The sequence below is a fragment of the Nonomuraea aridisoli genome, assembly GCF_003236395.1.
Lineage (GTDB): Bacteria > Actinomycetota > Actinomycetes > Streptosporangiales > Streptosporangiaceae > Nonomuraea > Nonomuraea aridisoli.
In genome coordinates, this window is record NZ_POUD01000197.1 from 1 (window position 1) to 17,748 (window position 17,748).

Genomic DNA, 17,748 nt, shown 5'->3' on the forward strand with positions numbered 1-17,748 from the left:
CCCCCTGACCGCCCCGGCGAACTCTCTCACCTGCGCCTGCTGAAACACCTCGCCGCCCTCGGTGCGGGCTACGGGGAGACGGCCTCGCCGCCCGGTCGGCGCCGGCTACGCGCCGGCCCCGTAGGCCCCGTACTCCGGAAGCCCCGCCGCTTCGAAGGTGTGCACCGAGAGGCCGCCCGGTGTCGTCCGCTGGCCGACGAGCCGCAGGCCGGCCGGCGCCCCGCCGTCCGGGAACAGGCGCCGGCCCTGGCCCACCACGACCGGCGCGATCACGAGCCGCAAGGTGTCGATCAGCCCGGCGGCCAGCAGGGACTGGGCCAGCCGCGCGCTGCCGTGGATCTGCAGCTCGCGGCCGGGCTGCCGCTTGAGCTCGGCGACCTGGGCGGGGATGTCGCCGGAAAGGACCGTGGTCGGGTTCCACTCGCCGTGGGTCAGGCTGTGGGAGGCCACGTACTTCGGCAGGCCGTTCATGACGCCGGCGAAGGGATCGTCGGTCATCTTCGGCCAGTCCCGCGCGAAGTTCTGGTAGGTACGGCGGCCGAGCAGCAACGCGTCCGCCTCGCCGAGCCAGGTGCCGACCAGCCGGTGGAACTCCTCGTCCAGGTACGGCACGAACCAGCCGCCCCGGGTGAACCCGTCGCTGGTGTCCTCGTCCGGTGCTCCCGGTCCCTGGGAGACACCGTCGAGCGTCAGGAACTCCTGCACGACCAGCTTCATCACGCACCACTCCTCTTCGGCCACGAGAGCCGATTCAGTCGCTTCGGCGGGGGACATGACCGTACCCCCACTCCGTGGACCCGGTGGCGCGCGGAAACTCATCGGTCCGGCCGGGGCGGCGAGGCGGAGATCAGCAGACCTTGTAGTCCTGCCTCGACGAGTTGTACGAGCAGGAGTCGACCAGCTTGCCGGCGGCGTTCCGCAGGTAGGCGGTGTCGGCGCTCTGGTTCCAGATGTAGGCGAGGGTGCCGCCGCTCCTGCCCCAGTACCGGGTCGTGGCGGTGTTCTTGCCCTTGCCGGTCCGCACGGTGACGGTCTTTCCGGCTTTGAGGGTGAAGGCACCGAACGTGTAGACGTGATCCGACCGGCTCGTCTCGTCGCGCACCGTCCAGCCCTTGAGGCTGACGGCCTTCTTGCCGGTGTTCTTGATCTGCACGTACTCACCGTTCAGGCTGCTGTTCCGGCCGTTGTCCGGCGAGCCGGGGGAGTCGTAGTAGATCTTGGTGATCTGCACCGCCGGGGCCGCCGCGTAGGCGGGCTGGGCGGCGACGGCCATGCCGACGGTCAGTACGGCGGCCGTCAGCAAAGATCGGGTACGCACGGGAGGACTCCGGGGGGTGTCGGCAAATGATGCGAAGCGATCATATTGACGGCCGTCCGCCCCAATGGACCGTTCCCGTATCGGTTTGATATCTGACACCCCGGACAAACAACCGCACCAACCCGATGTCGGAGCCGTTCCTGCGTTCCGAAGAAATCCGCCGATGTCAGGACCGGCGACCCGACGCCGACCCCAGAGCCACCCACCAGCGCGAAGGCCGCATGGACGCCAGCCACGTGCGCGGCGACGTCGAGCTCCCGCCGCCCGTCGCCGAGGACCGCCGCGGCCGGAATCGATGCCCCCGACGCACTCCGCCGGCCGGCCTGGGCGAGAACCCCGGGCTTCTAGTGCCAATCGCCATATGTACGTGTACGTCAGTACAAATCACTCACGACACACTTGTCCCATTCGTGGAATCGCCAAATACGCCCCATCTTGCACAGACTTGACTAATCTGTGGGATCTTATGAAGCACTTCCCTCACAGCAGACTCGCAGGCGCCGGTGTGGCGCTCCTGGTGGCCGCCGCCTCGCAGGTGTTCGTCCTTGGTGGCGTGGCCTCGGCGTCGGCACCCACCGTCCAGCAGAGCCGGCAGGCCGTGAGCGGCACGCAGACCCAGGTCGCCGCGGCGAACAAGAGCCTGGCCACCGCGAACCGGATCTACAGGACCGGGCGGCTCGCCAACGTGAACTGCTCGCCCGGCTCGCTTCCCGCCGGTAGCACGAGCGCGTACCGACGCTTCCTGACGCGCATGACCGACTGCCTGAACAAGGCGTGGGCCGCGCAGTTCCGCAAGGCGAAGATGCCCTTCTCCAAGCCGCGGCTGCGCATCATCACCCGCAAGGTCAGCACCCCCTGCGGCAAGTGGGCCACCGGAGCCCAGGGCTACTACTGCTCCGGCGACCGCACCATGTACATGTTGATCACCAAGACCGAGCTCCGCCAGCCGTTCCCGCTGGGGATCGCGCGGCTCGTCGCACACGAGTACGGCCACCACGTGCAGCAGATCTCGAAGATCTGGAGCTACTACTGGTCCGCCTACAACAAGGCCGGCCGGAGCCAGCGTCTGGCGCTGTCCCGCAGGTCCGAGCTGCAGGCCGAATGCTTCGCCGCCGTCTTCGTCTCGACCCAGAGGGGCGGGTCGCTGTTCACGGAAGCCGAGTGGGACCACACCGTGAACTGGTTCAGTGAGAACGGCTCCAGGGCCTGGCCGCAGAACGACCACGGCCGCGGGCCCACGCAGGCGGCCTGGATGACGCGCGGCTACAACGGCGGCGCCCCCGGATCGTGCAACACCTGGTCCGCCTCCGCCCGGAGCACCACGTAAGTCACTGCGCACGCCCGGCCTCCGCACCGACACGCCGGGCCTGCCCGCCTGGCACACCACCAGGCGGCACGGCACCCGGCAGGATCGCCCAGAACCCAGGCATGCGAAAGCCCGCGGGAAGACACAGCCTTCCCGCGGGCTTCGACGTCAGCGATCAGACGTCGTAGTAGAGCTCGAACTCGTGCGGGTGCGGGCGCAGGCGGATCGGGTCGACCTCGTTCTCGCGCTTGTACGACACCCACGTCTCGATGAGGTCGGGCGTGAAGACGCCGCCCTCCAGCAGGTAGTCGTGGTCGGCCTCGAGGGCGTCGAGCACCTCGGGGAGCGAGCCGGGCACCTGCGGGATGTTGCGGGCCTCCTCCGGCGGGAGCTCGTAGAGGTCCTTGTCGACCGGCTCCGGCGGCTCGATCTTGTTGCGGATGCCGTCGATGCCCGCCATCAGCATCGCCGAGAAGGCGAAGTACGGGTTGCAGGACGGGTCCGGCACGCGGAACTCGATGCGCTTGGCCTTCGGGTTGGACCCCGTGATCGGGATGCGCACGCAGGCGGAGCGGTTGCGCTGGGAGTAGACCAGGTTGACCGGGGCCTCGTAGCCGGGCACCAGGCGGTGGTAGGAGTTGACCGTCGGGTTGGTGAACGCCAGCAGCGACGGCGCGTGCTTGAGCAGGCCGCCGATGTAGTAGCGGGCGGTGTCGGACAGGCCCGCGTAGCCGACCTCGTCGTAGAAGAGCGGCGAGCCGTCCTTCCAGAGCGACTGGTGGCAGTGCATGCCGGAGCCGTTGTCACCGAAGAGCGGCTTCGGCATGAACGTGACCGTGTGGCCGTTCTCCATGGCGGTGCTCTTGATGATGTACTTGTACAACATCAGGTTGTCGGCCGTCTTGAGCAGCGTGCCGAACTTGAAGTCGATCTCCGCCTGACCGGCGGTGCCGACCTCGTGGTGCTGCATCTCCACGTCGATGCCGCACTCGATGAGGTGGCGCACCATCTCCGAGCGCAGGTCGGTGAAGTGGTCCATCGGCGGCACCGGGAAGTAGCCGCCCTTGTACCGCGGCTTGTAGCCGAGGTTGCCGCCCTCGTCCGCCTTGCCGGTGTTCCAGGCGCCCTCGACGGAGTCGATGTAGTAGTAGCCGGCGTTCTGCCTCGTCTCGAAGCGGACGTCGTCGAAGATGTAGAACTCGGCCTCGGGGCCGAAGTAGACCGTGTCGGCGATGCCCGTGCCCTTGAGATACTCCTCGGCCTTGCGCGCCACGTTGCGCGGGTCGCGGCTGTAGGCCTCGCCCGTCAGCGGGTCGTGCACGAAGAAGTTGAGGTTGAGCGTCTTGTGCTGGCGGAACGGGTCCACCACGGCGCTCGAAGGGTCGGGCAGCAGCAGCATGTCGGACTCGTGGATCTGCTGGAAACCGCGGATCGACGAGCCGTCGAACATCAGACCGTCAGTGAAGACGCTCGCGCTGAAGTTCTCAACCGGGAAGGTGAAGTGGTGCGTCGTCCCCGGCAGGTCGGTGAACCTGACATCGACGAACTGCACCCCTTCGTCACTGATGAACTTCAGGACGTCGTCGGCGGAGTTGAACACTCTCGAACCTCCCTGGGGACTGGTCATCATTGCGACGCTAGGCCGGGGCCGTTTCCATACGGTGTCCCGATTGTTTCGCACGTGTTACGCAGGTCAGGTGCCCTGTGATGCCTGGCAGCCGTCGTCGGCCCCGGGCACGTCCTCCAGGTCGTACGGATTCTCGGGCCTCCCCGTGGCGGGCACCTTGTCCGGCGGCGAGTCGTCGTAGTAGGGGCGGATGAAGCCGTCCTCCACGTCGCAGCGGGCCGGCGTCGCGCTCGCGCCCCAGCCGTTCACCCAGACCACGAGCCGGCCGGCCTCGTGGTAGATCTGCGCGGTGCCGGTGGGGTGGGTGACGAGCCTCAAGGTGGTGGCGGGCTGCCCGGGGCGCCGCACCGCGTAGACGACCAGGTAGTTGAACGTCACCTCGGCCCCGCGCAGGTCCTTCTCCCTGAACGTGCCCAGCGTGGCACGCCCGTCGACCTTGATGACGTCCGTGGCGAGCTCGGCGGTCTTCGGCGCGAAGCTGTTCACGATCGTCCGCGTGCTGTCCTCGCCGTCGTCCAGCCCGTCGCGGAACCAGTCGCGCTGCCCGCGGTCCAGCAGCCGGGCGAAGGCGTCCGGAGCGCCGCCGAGCAGCGTCTTCTTGTCGAGGTACGCGGCCGCCAGCAGCTCGCGCGTCCGTCGCAGGCCCTTGGCGACGTCCTTCTCCGACAGGCCGCCCAGCGCCTTGGCCGCCGGCATCTCGAAGCCGTCGACGCCCTCGGCGTAACTCGCGGCCGGTGACCCGGCGAACGGGTCGGCCGGGTCGGCGACGGCGCCGTCCGCCGGCCCCATGACCAGCTGGTCCAGCGGCGCCGCGACGACCGGCGTGGTCTCCTCCGGCACCGCGCCCGACGCCGCCGACCTCAGCGGGGCCAGCAGGTCCGGGCGGTACGTGACGACCACGCCCCCGGCGACGATCAGCGCCGCGACGGCGGCCACCACGAGCGGGCCCCGTCTGCTCCTGCGCGGGGGCTCGGGCGCCGGCAAGTACGCGGGTAAGCGTTCCGTCCGGTCGTCCGAACCCCCGCTCTTGGCGGCTCTCTTCGCCGCCGCCCGCATCCTGCGCCGCTCCTCCTCGTCGATCTGTGCGACCAACTCGTTGAAGCGCGAATCAAGGTCATCCCCGTGTGGCATGGCGTACATCTTGATGGTCTTGCGACGCGGTTGGGTCACGATTACGACCGGCCCACCGGGCGGATACCGTTGGAGGCATGAGCGGCAACGAGCCTCGGTGGACGCAGACCTGGCTGGGCGGCGTGCGGTCCGCCGGCGTCGATCTCGGATATCCGGGCGAGCGCCTGGGCCTGCCCGAGGAGGGCAGCGGATCGATCAGCGGCTGGGGCCGCCGGATCGGCGCGCTCGTCATCGACTGGATGATCTGCACGTGGGTCGTCGTGCAGCTGCTGCTGGGGATGAACCCGGCCGAGGTGCCGTGGGCGCCGGTCGCCGTCTTCGCCCTCCAATACCTCCTGCTCGTCGGCTTCATGGGGCAGACGTTCGGCCACCGGCTCATGGGCATCAGGGTCGCCGCGATGGACGGCGGCGACCCGCGACTGCTCCCCGTGGTGGTCCGCACCGTGCTGCTCTGCCTGGCCGTGCCGGCCCTGATCTGGGATCGCGACCACCGCGGCGTCCACGACCGCGCCTCCAACACCATGGTCGTCCGCATGTAGCGGAACCCCCGCGGACGCGGCGCCGGATCGCCGAGGCGGCGCTGCGCCTGTTCGCCGAGCGCGGCTACGACGCGGTGACTACGCCTCGGGGCCGTGGGAGCCGGTCGACTTGTGGTTCACCTTCGCCGCCTACAACCGGACCGGCGACGACGACCTCGGATCGTACGGCGTGGTCACCATGCTCGACGACACCCGGTGGCGGCCCCGGGAGATCTTCGACGCGATGGCCGCTAGGTATTCGCGCAGCTGAAGATCGCCGTACCTGGAAGGTGGCGGCCGCGCAGCGGGCTCCAGCCGCCCCACACCCGCTCGTGCCCCGGCGGCCACTCCGGCTCCAGCAGCCCGGTGACGCTGAGCCCGGAGGCCACCAGCAGGTTGACCCAGTCGGCCATCGTGCGGTGGTGCTCGACGTAGGTGAGCCGGCCGTGCTCGTCGCGCTCCTCGTACGGGGAGCGGTCGAAGTAGGACCGGTCGGAGGTCAGCCCCCGCGGCCCCGGGTCGTCGGGGAACGCCCACCGGATCGGATGGCTCACCGAGAACACGAACCGGCCGCCCGGCTGCAGCACCCGGCGCACCTCGCGGAAGACGGCCACCGGGTCGGCCACGAACGGCAGCGCCCCGAACGCCGAGCACGCCAGGTCGAACGACCCGTCCGCGAACGGCAGCGCCTCGGCGTCGGCCTGCAGCACCGGCACGCGCACCCCGGTGTCGAGGTCGATGCGCTGGGAGTGGCGCAGCTGCCGGTGGGAGATGTCGAAAGCGGCCACCTCGGCGCCCTGCGTCACCAGCCACCGCGCGCACTGCGCGGCCCCGCAGCCGATCTCGAGGACACGCCGCCCGCGCACGTCGCCGAGCAGCCGCGCCTCGGCCTCGTCGAGGCCCTCGGGGCACCACACGAACCCGGTGTCACGCAGGAAGTGGCCGTGCTCGACCTGGTAGTCGTCGGCGTTGCCGTCCCACCACGAGCGGTTGGCGCGTGACGAGAGGGACGGCACTAGCGCAGCTTGGGGCCGCGCGGCATGCGGGCGCCCTTGGGCATCGGGCCCTTCGGCAGGGGCATGTTGCGCGGCAGCGAGCGCAGCCGGTCCTTCACCTCGTTGACCGCGGGCTTCTTGAGGTTGCGCGGCAGCTTCATCAGGTGGCGCTGCAGCTTGCCGAGCGGCACCTGGCCCTCGCCGTCACCGCACTGGATGTCGTAGATCTCGACGCCCAGCACCACGCGCGCGACCCGCTTCTTCTCGGCCGCCAGCATCTTGGCCACCCGGTTGCCCGGCCCTTCGGACACCAGCACGACGCCCGGATAGCCGACCACGAGGTGGACGAGGTCCTGCTCGCGGTTGACCGCGATGGCCGGCGTGACCTGCCAGTTTCCGCGCATGCCCTCCAGCACGGCCGCCGCGGCGCCGGTCTGGCCGTGCAGCAGGGAATACTGCGCCCTCTGCGCGAGCTGCCCGAACACCACCAGACCCACCGTCAGGGCGGCCAGGACGCCGATGAACAGGGAATACCAGAAGTAGTCCGTGACCAGGCCGATCACGATGACCACCGCCAGCGTGCCCACCGCCGAGAGGAAGACGATCGGCATCCCCTTGGGGTTGGCCTGCTTGATGATCTTCGCGATCATGCGGAGCTGCTTGATGCGCCCCGGCTTCTCTGAGTCCTCGGACTTTGCCATGCTCAGAAGGATACAAACCAACAGGTGCAGTGTGGAAAACGCGCCCGCGCCGTGCCTGCCCTGTGACTAGATCTTCACCGTCGCGACGAGACGGAGGTCGGCGGCGCTGCGACCGGCCGCCACCGGGTGCTCGCCCACGACCGTACGCCAGCCGCCGTCCCAGACCTGGAAGGCGCGTTCCGGCAGGAAGATCGTGCTGATCACGGTCTCCCCGGGGGCGGCCTCCACCACGTCGAAACCGGCCAGCCGGTGTTCGCGACCGGCGTAGACCTGCACGACCTCCCGGCCCGGCCGGTCGCCGGTGTTGGTGACGGCCACGCTCACGGTGGTGCCCTCGGCGGCGATCGAGTCGTACGACCAGGTGGTGTAGCCCAGGCCGTGCCCGAACCAGTAGGCGGGCGCGCGCTCCGACCGCCGCCAGGCCGGGTAGCCGATGTACCCGCCCTCCTCGTACGCGAGCGTCCCGTCCACCGGGGTCACGGCGGTCACCGGGGCGTCCTGCAGCGCCCGCGGCCAGGTGGTGGGCAGCCGCCCGCCCGGCTCGGCGTCGCCGAACAGCACCTCGGCCAGCGCCGCCCCCGCCTCCTGCCCGGGGAACCAGGTCAGCAGCACGGCCGCCACCTCGCGCGCCCACGGCAGCTCGACCGGGGCGCCGGCGTTCACCACGACCACGGTGCGCGGGTTGGCCGCGGCGACGGCGCGGATCAGCTCGTCCTGCCGGCCCGGCAGCCGCAGGCTCTCGCGGTCGAAGCCCTCGCTCTCGACCTGCGGCGTCGTGCCGGCCACGACCACCGCCACGTCGCACTCCGCCGCCACGCGCACGGCCTCGGCCAGCAGCTCGTCCTCGCCGGGAGAGGGATCGGCGTGGCCGAGGACGAGCGACACGAACGTCATGCGGCCGAACGCCCCCGCCGGATGCGTCAACGCCAGCTCGTACGTCCGCCCGGCCGTCATCGGGACGCTCACCCGGTGCTCGGGCGGCGTCAGGAACGCCACGGCCGGGTCGTCGCCCGGCGCGTCGAGACGGCCGTCGAAGACGCTCCGGCCGTCCACGGTCAGCGTGGACGCGCCCGTGCCGGCGATCGACAACTCGTGCTCGCCGGTCGCCTCCGGCGTGTACGCCGCACGCAGCCGCACCGCCGCCAGCCGGTCGCCGTCCACGCCGGGCGGCAGGTCGCCCATCCAGCGGGCCTCGCCCGTGGCCAGTGGCTGCTCGGTCAGGACCGAGCCGTCTCCGTCCAGGAACTGCGCCGTGACCGGGCCGGGGAGCGGCGCCAGGCGGACGCGCGGGTCGGCGCCGACGGCGTAGCGGACCTCCGTACGCTCCGAAAGGCCCGCCAGCGGGGAGACGACCCGCGCGGGGAAGACCTGCGCGCTGCCGCCGCCCATGATCCGGACCTCGCGGGCGGCCGCCCCGAGCAGGGCGATCACCGGACGCCCGGACAGCGGCAGGACGCCGTCGTTGGCCAGCAGCGTGAAGCTCCGCGCGGCCACCTCCCGCGCCAGCGCCACCCCGTCGACGTGCTCCTGCGCGCGCGGCCCACCGTCGCGCCGCGGCGGCGGCCCGAAGACCGCGGGCGCCTCCTGCGCGTCCGGGACAGGCTCACGCACTCCCGGGACGGCCGACTCCTGGGCGTCCGGGGGCGTGACGTGCAGGGCGCCGACGCGTGAGGCGAGACGGAGGATGCGGCGGACCCGGTCGTCGATCACCGGCTCCGGCACCCGCCCCTCCCGCACGGCCGCCTCCAGCCGGTCGCCCCACGGCCCGTACGGCCCCGGCATGGCCACGTCGGTGCCGCCGAGCGCCGCGGCCTCCGTGGAGCGCACCGCCGTCCAGTCGGACACGACGAGCCCGTCGAACCCCCACTCCTCCTTCAGCACCCCGTTCACCAAGGGGGAGTGCTCGGTCATGGCGGTGCCGTTCACGGAGTTGTAGGCCGTCATGACCGCCCACGCCCCCGCCCGCACCACCCGCTCGAACGGCCGCAGGTACAGCTCCCGGAGCGCCTTCTCGTCCACCTGGACGTCCACGGTGAACCGGTCGGTCTCGAAGTCGTTGGCCACGAAGTGCTTCGGCGTGGCCGCCACCCCGCCCTCCTGCACGCCCTCGACGTACGCGGCGCCGATCTCCCCCGTCAGGTACGGGTCCTCGGACAGGCACTCGAAGTGCCGCCCGCCCAGCGGCGAACGGTGCAGGTTGAGCGTCGGCGCGAGCAGCACGTGGACGCCCTTGCGCCGGGCCTCCTGGGCGAGCAGCCGGCCGGCCCGCCGCACCAGCTCGACGTCCCAGGTCGCGGCCAGCGCCGTCGGGCTCGGCAGCGCGATCGAGGGGTCATCGGCGCTCCAGTGCCCCCCGCGTACGCCGATGGGCCCGTCGCTCATCACCAGCCGGTCGAGGCCGATCCGGGGCATGGGCGGCAGCGACCACATGTCGGCGCCGGTGAGCAGCCGGATCTTGGCGGTGAGGTCCAGCCGGGCGATCAGTTCGTCGAAGTCCACGGCCACAGTGTTCACCAGGCGGGCGCGTCCACGACAGAGGCGACACGATCAGGCGGCGACGAAGAACTCCAGCAGCTCCGGCACCAGCGCCTCGGGCGCCACGTTGTGCGCCTGGTCCTCCAGCACCCGGCGGACCGCGCCGGGCACCGCCGCGGCGGCCGCCTCGCCCGCGCGGTCCATCCAGCCGGGACTGTCGGCCCCGTTGAGCACCAGCGTCGGCTGCGTGACCGCGGCCAGCAGGCCGGCGGGCAGCGCGTTGCCCGGCCCCAGCACGTACGCCTCGTAGGCCAGCGTGTGGGCGACGGCCTCCATCTCCGCCCACGACGGATGCGCCCGCATCGCGGCCACGGCCTCCGGCGGCGCCTCGGCCGCCTCGACCATGAACCGCTCCACGGCCTCGCCCCGCCGGCCCGCCGCCACCAGCGACGACAACTGCTCGGCGAAGTCGAACGGCAGGCCGGGCGCGCCCCCGCCCGCGTGGTACGGCGGCTCCCACACCGCCAGCTTCGTGATCGCGGAACTCCCCGCGGCGGCCAGGAGCGCCAGCGCCGCCCCCGACGAGCCGCCGAACACCATGGCCGCCCCGCCCGCCGACTCGATCACGGCCGCCAGGTCCTCGACCTCCCGCTCGGCCGCGTACGGGAGGGTGTCGCCGCTGCCGCCCCGGCCCCGGCGGTCGTAGTCGTACACCGTGAACCACGGCGCGAGGCCGGCCGCCACGCCCGCCGTCAAGGGGTGGCCCCGGCCGGTGAACGCGCCGTGCACGAGGACCACCGCGGGGCCGGAGCCGTACCGGTCGTAGGCGATGACCGTGCCGTCGGCCGAGATCGCCTTGCCGCTCATCCGACCGGCTGCACCAGGCACAGCGCCTCCCAGTGGTGGCCGTCGAGGTCGGCGAAGCCGCGCTGGTAGCGCACGCCGTCCTCCTGCTTGACGCCCGCCGGGGTGGCCCCGGCCGCCAGCGCCTTGTCCAGCAGCTCGTCCACCTGGGCGGGATTCTCCATCCCGAGCACCAGGATCGCCTCGGTGGCCGTGCCGGAGTCGGCGATGTCCTTGGTGATGTACGACGCGAACGCCGGCTCGGTCAGCAGCATGACCTGCGTCTGCTCGCTGATGACGATCGACGCCATGGTGTCGGCCATGCCGAACGACTGGAAGCCGAGCTCGGTGAAGAACTTCTTCGACCGGTCGAGGTCCTTGACCGGCAGGTTGACGAAGAGCTGCATCTCCAGATCCCTTTCCGTGGGGGGCTGACACGTTCAGTCTCGCCCGGAGGGCGGCCCCCGGTCTTGGATCTGCGCGCCGGGTGGGTTGACGTTCAGCGCACGGCGTTGGCCCGGCGGTACTCCGCGGGCGGCATGCCGTACGCGCTGCGGAACAACCTGCTGAAGTGGGCCGCGTCCGGCAGCCCCCAGCGGGCGCCGACCGCGCTGACCGGCAGCCGCGCGAAGGCGGGATCGGCGAGGTCGGCGCGGCAGCGCTCCAGACGCCGCCGCCGGATCCAGGCTGCGACCGTCGTGTGCTCCGACTCGAACAACCGGTGCAGCAGCCGCACCGAGACGTGGTGCGCCGCCGCGACCGTGGCCGGATCGAGCTCGGCGTCGCCGAGGTGCCGCTCGATGAAGGCGTGCACGCGCAGCAGCAGTTCGCGCTGCCGGGAGTCGGGCGGCAGCGCGCTCACCTGCTCCGCGCGCTCGGCGACCGCCGTGCTCACGAGGTCCGTCACCACGGTCGACAACCGCGCCGCGCTCTCCGCCCGGTACGTCGCGAGGTCCGTGGCCACCCGGCGCAGCAGCGGCACGGCCAGCGCCGCCGCCCCCGCGTCCGCCGTGATCGGGACGGCCGTCAGCCCGGCCACGGAGCCGGACGGCAGGGCCAGCAGGTCGCGCGGCAGGCTGAACACCGCCAGCTCCACCGCCGCGTCGTAGGCCAGCTCGTACGGCCGGTTGAAGTCGTAGATCGCGAACTCGCCCCGGCTGAGCCGGGCCTGCCGGCCGTCCTGGCTCAGGCACGGGCTGCCCGACATGGCCAGCACCACCCGGTAGAGCTCGGGGCCGTCGCCGCGGATCAGCCCGGCCGTGCGGTGCACGCTGTGCGGCGTGGACGTACGCACCCGGCCCACCCCCACGGCGCCGAGCTCGGCCAGCTCGATCTCGCCCCGCAGCGGCGCGTCGCGGTCGATGCGCAGGTCGAGCGGGCCCAGCGTGTCGCACACGATGCCACGCCAGGCGTCGAGGCGCTGCCTGGCGGGCAGATCGGTCGTACGGATCAGAACGCCCATGCCCCACGCCCCTCCGTCGGCTGCCCGGGGGTCATGCTGTCACGAAAACCCGCGGAAGAAGAAGCGGCTCCGGGGACATACCCCGGAGCCGCTCAGGCAGCAGGACCTCAGGCGGTCTGGCGGGCCTCGATGGCCTGCTTGTAGAGCCTGCCCGCCCGGTACGACGAGCGGACCAGCGGCCCGGACAGCACCCCGGCGAAGCCGATGGCCTCGGCCTCGGCCTGCAGCTCGACGAACTCCTCCGGCTTGACCCAGCGCTCCACCGGGTGGTGGCGCGGCGTCGGGCGGAGGTACTGGGTGATGGTCAGCAGGTCGGTGCCGGCCGCGTGCAGGTCGCGCATGGCCTCGACGACCTCCTCGCGCGTCTCGCCCATGCCCAGGATCAGGTTGGACTTGGTGACGAGCCCGGCCTCGCGGGCCATCGTGATCACGGCGAGGGAGCGCTCGTAGCGGAACGCGGGGCGGATGCGCTTGAAGATCCGCGGCACCGTCTCGACGTTGTGCGCGAACACCTCGGGCTTGCTGGAGAAGACCTCCTCCAGCTGGTCACGGTCGCCGTTGAAGTCGGGCACCAGCAGCTCGACGCCGCAGTCGGGCAGCAGCGCGTGGATCTGGCGCGCGGTCTCGGCGTAGAGCCAGGCCCCGCCGTCGGGCAGGTCGTCGCGGGCCACACCGGTCACGGTCGCGTACTTCAGGCCCATCTGCTGGACGGACTCGGCGACCCTGCGCGGCTCGTCGCGGTCGTACTCCTTCGGCTTGCCCGTGTCGATCTGGCAGAAGTCGCAGCGGCGCGTGCACTGGTCGCCGCCGATGAGGAACGTCGCCTCGCGGTCTTCCCAGCACTCGTAGATATTCGGACAGCCCGCCTCTTCACAGACCGTGTGCAGGCCCTCCCGGCGCACGAGCGACTTCAGCTCGGTGTATTCGGGGCCCGTCTTCAGCTTGGTCTTGATCCACGGGGGCTTGCGCTCGATCGGGGTTTCGGCGTTACGCACCTCCAGGCGGAGGAGCTTACGGCCTTCAGGGGCAACGGTCACGCCTTCAGCTTACGTCTCCCGGGGAAGCGGGCCGCTCCAGGGTCAGCTGATGAGGCCGAACCCGCGGATCGCCCTGGTGTAGTGGGCCAGCAGCTCCTGGTCGATCAGCGCGGACTCGCCGGCGCCGAGCAGCTCGGAGCCCGGGGGAGCGGCGAGCACGCCGTCGTCGGTCAGCCGGGACCGGGCCAGCACCCCCTGCCGGATCGCGGCCGCGCTCTCGCCGCGCAGCGCCGCCGCCTGCATCGGGGCGAGGTAACCGCCGTCGGCCGTCAGCTCCTCCAGCCGGGCCAGCTCCTCCGCCGAGGCGGCCCGCAGGGCCAGCGCCCGCTGCCTGGCCTTCGCCTGGTCCTCGCCGGCCCGGGCCAGCCGGGTCAGCGCGTACCGCGTCAGCAGCACCGGGCCGCCGAGCACCCGCCCGAACAGGCGGCCGATGAACCCCGCCACCTCGTACGCGGTGCCCGGCTGGTGCGCCACGCCCAGCGACGAAGCCGTGATCGCGGTCTGCGCCTCCTGCCTGACCTTCAGCGGCGCGGCGGAGTCGAGCAGGGCGTCGCGCCACGCCTCCAGGGTGTTCAGCGCCTCGCCGACCAGCCGCTCGCCGCCGGTCGGCTGCCGCGCGTACGCGGTGGCCAGCAGGGCCGCGCGCAACGTCGGCGGCAGCGCCAGCCACAGCGGCAGACCGATGACCAGCACGGGCGTGCGCGCCAGGCCGACGCGTTCGTAGCATGTCCGGGCGGCCAGGTCGCGCACCGCGATCTTCCTGGGCCGCGGGACGCCGACGCGGGCGGCGGCGCCGTACAGCTCGGGGGCTCGGGAGCGGTCGAGCACCTCGGCGTCGGCGGGCAGCCGGCCGAGCCGGGGCCGCAGCGCCCATCCGACGGCCAGGATCGGGGCGCCGATGACCCACGACACGAGCGAGCCCGGCTCACGCAGGATCGCCCACGCGCCCAGCACGGCGAACGCCAGCGTCAGCAGGTGCACCACGGACGCGAGCAGGAGGGCGGACACGCGCTTCACACGGCGATCGTAAGCCGGACCCCCGCACGGCACACCCCCGGCGACCGGGCGGTCAGCGGCGCAGCAGGTCTTCCTCGTGGAGGTCGAACGGCTGCTTGCCGAGCGCCTCGGCCAGCCGCTTCTCCGCGATCGGCATGACCTCCTCGACCACGATGCGCCGCCCCGTCTCGGCCGACAGCGACGACACCCCCACGTCGGGGATGCCGCACGGCGCGATCCGGTTGAACCAGCGCGGGTCGTTGGCGCAGTTGAGCGCGAACCCGTGCATGGTCACGCCCCGCGTGACCCGCAGGCCCACAGCGCCGAGCTGCCGGTCGGGCAGGCCGAGCGCCGGGTCGCCCATCGCCCACACGCCGCCGCGGCCGGGCACCCGCCGGGCCGTGACGCCGAAGTCGGCGCACACCTGGATCATGGTGTCCTCCAGGCGGCAGGCGTACGCCACCACGTCGGTGACGGCCACGATCGGATAGGCGACCAGCTGCCCGGGGCCGTGCCAGGTGAGACGGCCGCCCCGGTCGACGTCGATGACGGGCGTGCCGTCGGCCGGCCGCTCGTGCGGGGCGGTGCGCTTGCCCGCGGTGTAGACGGGGGCGTGCTCCAGGAACAGGACGGTGTCGGTGAGCTCTGCGGCGACCCGCTTGTCGTGCACCCAGCGCTGCAGCGACCAGGCCTGCTCGTAGGGGACGTCGACACCGAGGCGGACGATGGCGAGTGCGTGGGGATCGTCCCCGTGGGTGGGGCGCATGAGCCTATTGTGCCGTTCCCTCACCCTTGACGGGTAATCAGGGGGTCAGCAGTCGCGGCTCGATGCGGAACTCCTTGACCCCGCCGTCACCGTCGCCCTCCACGCGGTACGCCCCCGCGCCCGGCACGACGCTGACCGCCTGGATGAACTCGGTGCCGACGTAGTGCAGCGCCACGCCCTCGTCGGCGGCGTAGCCGGACGGCAGCTCACCGCCGGCCACCGACGCCTGCAGCAGCGGCCGGCGCTGCGCCTCGGCGTCGTAGTGGACGCCGCACGAGTAGGGCAGCAGGCCGAGCCCCTCGGACCAGACCCGCAGGTCGGGGCCGAAGGAGTCGGTGTTGCCGCCGACGTGCCAGCACAGCGCGCCCGCGCTCTGCCCCGACAGCACCACGCCGGCCCGCCACGCCTCCTCGAACGCCTCGTCGTAGCCGTGCAGGCGCCACAGCGCCATGAGGTTGGCCACGCTGCCGCCGGAGACGTAGATCATGTCCTGTTCGAGCATCCAGGCGCGCGGGTCGGCGACGTTGGGCATCGGGAACACCGTCAGGTGGCTCACCTCGACGTCCCACTGTGCGAACGCGCCGTACATCTTCAGCAGCCAGTCGGAGGAGTCGCCGACCGCGGTGGCGACCAGGCCCAGCTTCGGGCGGTCCTGCCCGGTCAGGTCGAGGCCGTAGCGCAACAGGGCGCTGGCCTCGATGACGTTCTGGCGGCTGCTGGGGCGGAACGAGCCGCCTCCGATGGCGAGGATGTGCGACTGACCTGACCGGCTCATGGCAAGATTCTCCCACCCGCTGAAGCACGAACGGCCCCTAGAGTACGGCGCGCAGCGCCGTGTCGAGACCGGTATGGGTGAAGCGATACCCACTGTCCGTGAGTTTCCCGGGCACGAGCCGGTGACTGGGCATCAGCCCCTCGCGGGCGAACTCGCCGAGCCCGAGCGTCAGCGCGAAGGCCGGCACGGGGATCGGCATCGTGCCCCTGCGCATCGCCTTGCCCAGCGCCCTGGTGAACTCCGCGTTCGTGACGGGCCCCGGCGCGGTGAAGTTGACCGGCCCCGAGACGTCCCGGTTCGCCAGCACGTGCAGGACGGCCCCGACCCAGTCGTCCAGGGTGATCCACGACCAGTACTGCCTGCCCGTGCCCAGCGGCGCGCCCAGCCCCATCCGGAAGATCGGCAGGATCCGGGCCAGCGCCCCGCCGCGCCGGCTGAGCACCAGCCCCGTACGCGCCTGCACGGTCCTGACCCCGGCCTCGCCGGCGCCGCGGGCCTCGGCCTCCCACCGCTCGCACAGCTCGGCCAGGAATCCCGTGCCCTTGCCCTGGCTCTCGTCCACCAGCCGGTCGCCGGTGTCGCCGTAGAAGTCGACCCCGGAGGCCGACAGGAGCACCTCGGGCGGCCTCGACAGCCGCCGCAGCGCGTCGACCAGCACCCGCGTGCCCTCGACCCGGCTGTTCAGCAGCTCGCGCTTGTACGCCTCGCTCCAGCGCCGCTCCGCGATCGGCGCCCCCGCCAGGTGCACGACGGCCTCGGCGCCCTCCAGCGCCGACACGTCCACCACCTGCTCGTACGGCTGCCAGAACGCCTCGTCGGCGGCGCGCGGCTCACGGCGGACGAGTCTCACCACCTCCCGCCCCCGCTCCCGCAGCGCCTCCACCAGCGCCGACCCCAGCAACCCCGACGCCCCGGTCACGACGATCGCCATGCCCCCACCGTACGCCGCCGATCATCGGGCGGGCGCCAAAAGGCCGGGCGGCCCCCGCAGACAGGGACCGCCCGGCCGATCGGATGGAGACGTTTACGCGAGCCCGAGCTGGGCCTCGAAGCGGCCCTCCTCCAGGCGCCGCTTCACCGTGGTGAGGAAGCGGGCGGCGTCGGCGCCGTCGACCAGGCGGTGGTCGTAGGTCAGCGCCAGGTAGACCATCGACCGGATCGCGATGACCTCGCCCTCGGGCGTGTCGATCACGACCGGCCGCTTCACGACCGATCCGGTGCCGAGCATGCCGACCTGCGGCTGGTTGAGGATCGGCGTGTCGAACAGCGCGCCGCGGCTGCCGGTGTTGGTCAGCGTGAACGTGCCGCCGGTGATCTCGTCGGGCGTCACCTTGTTGGCGCGGGTGCGCTCGGCCAGGTCGGCCGTCTTACGGGCGAGCCCGGCGAGGTTGAGGTCGCCGGCGTTCTTGATGACCGCCGCGATCAGGCCGCGCTCGGTGTCGACCGCGATGCCCAGGTGCTCGACGTCGAAGTACGTGACCTCCATGGTCTCGTTGTTGATCGTCGCGTTGAGCTTCGGGTGCTGCTTGAGCGCCTCGATCGCGGCCATCTCGAAGAACGGCATGAACGACAGCTTGACGCCCTCGCGGCGCAGGAAGTCGGCCTTCGCCTGCTCGCGCAGCCGCGCGATCTTGGTGACGTCGACCTCGACCACCGTGGTGAGCTGAGCCGCCGTCTGCAGCGACTCGACCAGCCGCTTCGACATCGTCTGGCGCAGGCGCGACATCTTCTCCGTGCGGCCGCGCAGCGTCGTGTCGACCTCGACCGGCTCGGGAGCCGCGGCGGCCGGGGCCTGGGC

The 17,748-nt window shown here is 71.9% G+C and carries 19 protein-coding genes; 3 read left to right on the plus strand and 16 right to left on the minus strand.

All coding sequences use genetic code 11. The features are described 5' to 3' along the window. Positions 1–105: 105 nt before the first annotated feature. Both C1J01_RS33750 and C1J01_RS33755 read right to left on the minus strand, forming a co-directional pair. Positions 106–717, minus strand: a complete 612-nt coding sequence (locus C1J01_RS33750; protein ID WP_111183037.1) for a dihydrofolate reductase family protein — start codon at positions 715–717, stop codon at positions 106–108. A 130-nt stretch (positions 718–847) separates the two neighbouring features. Then, positions 848–1,318, minus strand: coding sequence for a lamin tail domain-containing protein (locus tag C1J01_RS33755; RefSeq protein ID WP_235854845.1), 471 nt, complete (start codon positions 1,316–1,318; stop codon positions 848–850). A gap of 505 nt (positions 1,319–1,823) precedes the next feature. Here C1J01_RS33755 and C1J01_RS33760 point away from each other — a divergent pair. Next, a complete protein-coding gene (locus C1J01_RS33760) occupies positions 1,824–2,645 on the plus strand; it encodes a neutral zinc metallopeptidase (RefSeq protein WP_235854846.1) in 822 nt (273 codons plus the stop codon). Between the two features lie 154 nt (positions 2,646–2,799). Here the strand turns inward: C1J01_RS33760 and glnA are convergent, their stop codons facing one another. Together glnA and C1J01_RS33770 are read right to left on the minus strand one after the other, a co-directional pair. Further along, positions 2,800–4,224, minus strand: coding sequence for a type I glutamate--ammonia ligase (gene glnA, locus C1J01_RS33765; RefSeq protein WP_111183024.1), 1,425 nt, complete (start codon positions 4,222–4,224; stop codon positions 2,800–2,802). A 93-nt stretch (positions 4,225–4,317) separates the two neighbouring features. Continuing rightward, on the minus strand, positions 4,318–5,382 hold the full coding sequence (locus C1J01_RS33770; protein WP_146615822.1) for a hypothetical protein: 1,065 nt from the start codon (positions 5,380–5,382) through the stop codon (positions 4,318–4,320). Between the two features lie 77 nt (positions 5,383–5,459). Between C1J01_RS33770 and C1J01_RS33775 the strand changes: the two genes are divergently transcribed. Both C1J01_RS33775 and C1J01_RS50305 read left to right on the plus strand, forming a co-directional pair. After that, positions 5,460–5,921 carry an RDD family protein gene (locus C1J01_RS33775; RefSeq protein ID WP_111183026.1) on the plus strand — a complete coding sequence of 154 codons (462 nt, stop codon included), beginning with the start codon at positions 5,460–5,462 and terminating at the stop codon, positions 5,919–5,921. A gap of 109 nt (positions 5,922–6,030) precedes the next feature. Next, the gene (locus C1J01_RS50305) at positions 6,031–6,171 is read left to right on the plus strand and encodes a hypothetical protein (protein ID WP_220040229.1); all 141 of its coding nucleotides are present in this window, start codon (positions 6,031–6,033) and stop codon (positions 6,169–6,171) included. On the opposite strand, the gene C1J01_RS33780 is transcribed toward C1J01_RS50305, so the two are convergent. The 12 genes from C1J01_RS33780 to C1J01_RS33835 all read right to left on the minus strand — a co-directional run. Continuing rightward, positions 6,152–6,916, minus strand: coding sequence for a class I SAM-dependent methyltransferase (locus C1J01_RS33780; RefSeq protein ID WP_111183027.1), 765 nt, complete (start codon positions 6,914–6,916; stop codon positions 6,152–6,154). The genes C1J01_RS50305 and C1J01_RS33780 overlap by 20 nt on opposite strands. Next, positions 6,916–7,596, minus strand: coding sequence for a DUF4191 domain-containing protein (locus tag C1J01_RS33785; RefSeq protein WP_111183028.1), 681 nt, complete (start codon positions 7,594–7,596; stop codon positions 6,916–6,918). The genes C1J01_RS33780 and C1J01_RS33785 overlap by 1 nt, the downstream gene beginning before the upstream one ends. Positions 7,597–7,662: 66 nt before the next feature. Beyond that, the gene (locus C1J01_RS33790) at positions 7,663–10,095 is read right to left on the minus strand and encodes a glycoside hydrolase family 3 protein (RefSeq protein WP_111183039.1); all 2,433 of its coding nucleotides are present in this window, start codon (positions 10,093–10,095) and stop codon (positions 7,663–7,665) included. A gap of 48 nt (positions 10,096–10,143) precedes the next feature. Then, entirely contained in the window at positions 10,144–10,938 is a 795-nt protein-coding gene (locus C1J01_RS33795; protein ID WP_181449104.1) for an alpha/beta fold hydrolase, read from the minus strand. Further along, positions 10,935–11,321, minus strand: coding sequence for a VOC family protein (locus C1J01_RS33800; protein WP_181449105.1), 387 nt, complete (start codon positions 11,319–11,321; stop codon positions 10,935–10,937). The genes C1J01_RS33795 and C1J01_RS33800 overlap by 4 nt, the downstream gene beginning before the upstream one ends. A gap of 92 nt (positions 11,322–11,413) precedes the next feature. Next, positions 11,414–12,376, minus strand: a complete 963-nt coding sequence (locus C1J01_RS33805) for an AraC-like ligand-binding domain-containing protein (protein ID WP_111183031.1) — start codon at positions 12,374–12,376, stop codon at positions 11,414–11,416. Between the two features lie 107 nt (positions 12,377–12,483). Further along, positions 12,484–13,413, minus strand: a complete 930-nt coding sequence (lipA, locus tag C1J01_RS33810; RefSeq protein WP_111183032.1) for a lipoyl synthase — start codon at positions 13,411–13,413, stop codon at positions 12,484–12,486. A 42-nt stretch (positions 13,414–13,455) separates the two neighbouring features. Next, a complete protein-coding gene (locus C1J01_RS33815; protein WP_111183033.1) occupies positions 13,456–14,430 on the minus strand; it encodes a M48 family metalloprotease in 975 nt (324 codons plus the stop codon). 52 nt (positions 14,431–14,482) lie between these two features. Further along, positions 14,483–15,175: a lipoyl(octanoyl) transferase LipB gene (gene lipB / locus C1J01_RS33820; protein WP_111183034.1), complete on the minus strand. Its 693-nt coding sequence runs from the start codon at positions 15,173–15,175 to the stop codon at positions 14,483–14,485. 37 nt (positions 15,176–15,212) lie between these two features. Next, entirely contained in the window at positions 15,213–15,950 is a 738-nt protein-coding gene (locus tag C1J01_RS33825; RefSeq protein ID WP_111183035.1) for a Type 1 glutamine amidotransferase-like domain-containing protein, read from the minus strand. Between the two features lie 37 nt (positions 15,951–15,987). Further along, positions 15,988–16,881, minus strand: coding sequence for a TIGR01777 family oxidoreductase (locus tag C1J01_RS33830; RefSeq protein ID WP_111183036.1), 894 nt, complete (start codon positions 16,879–16,881; stop codon positions 15,988–15,990). 93 nt (positions 16,882–16,974) lie between these two features. Further along, the coding region (locus tag C1J01_RS33835) for a 2-oxo acid dehydrogenase subunit E2 (RefSeq protein WP_181449106.1) at positions 16,975–17,748 on the minus strand (774 nt) is incomplete at its 5' end.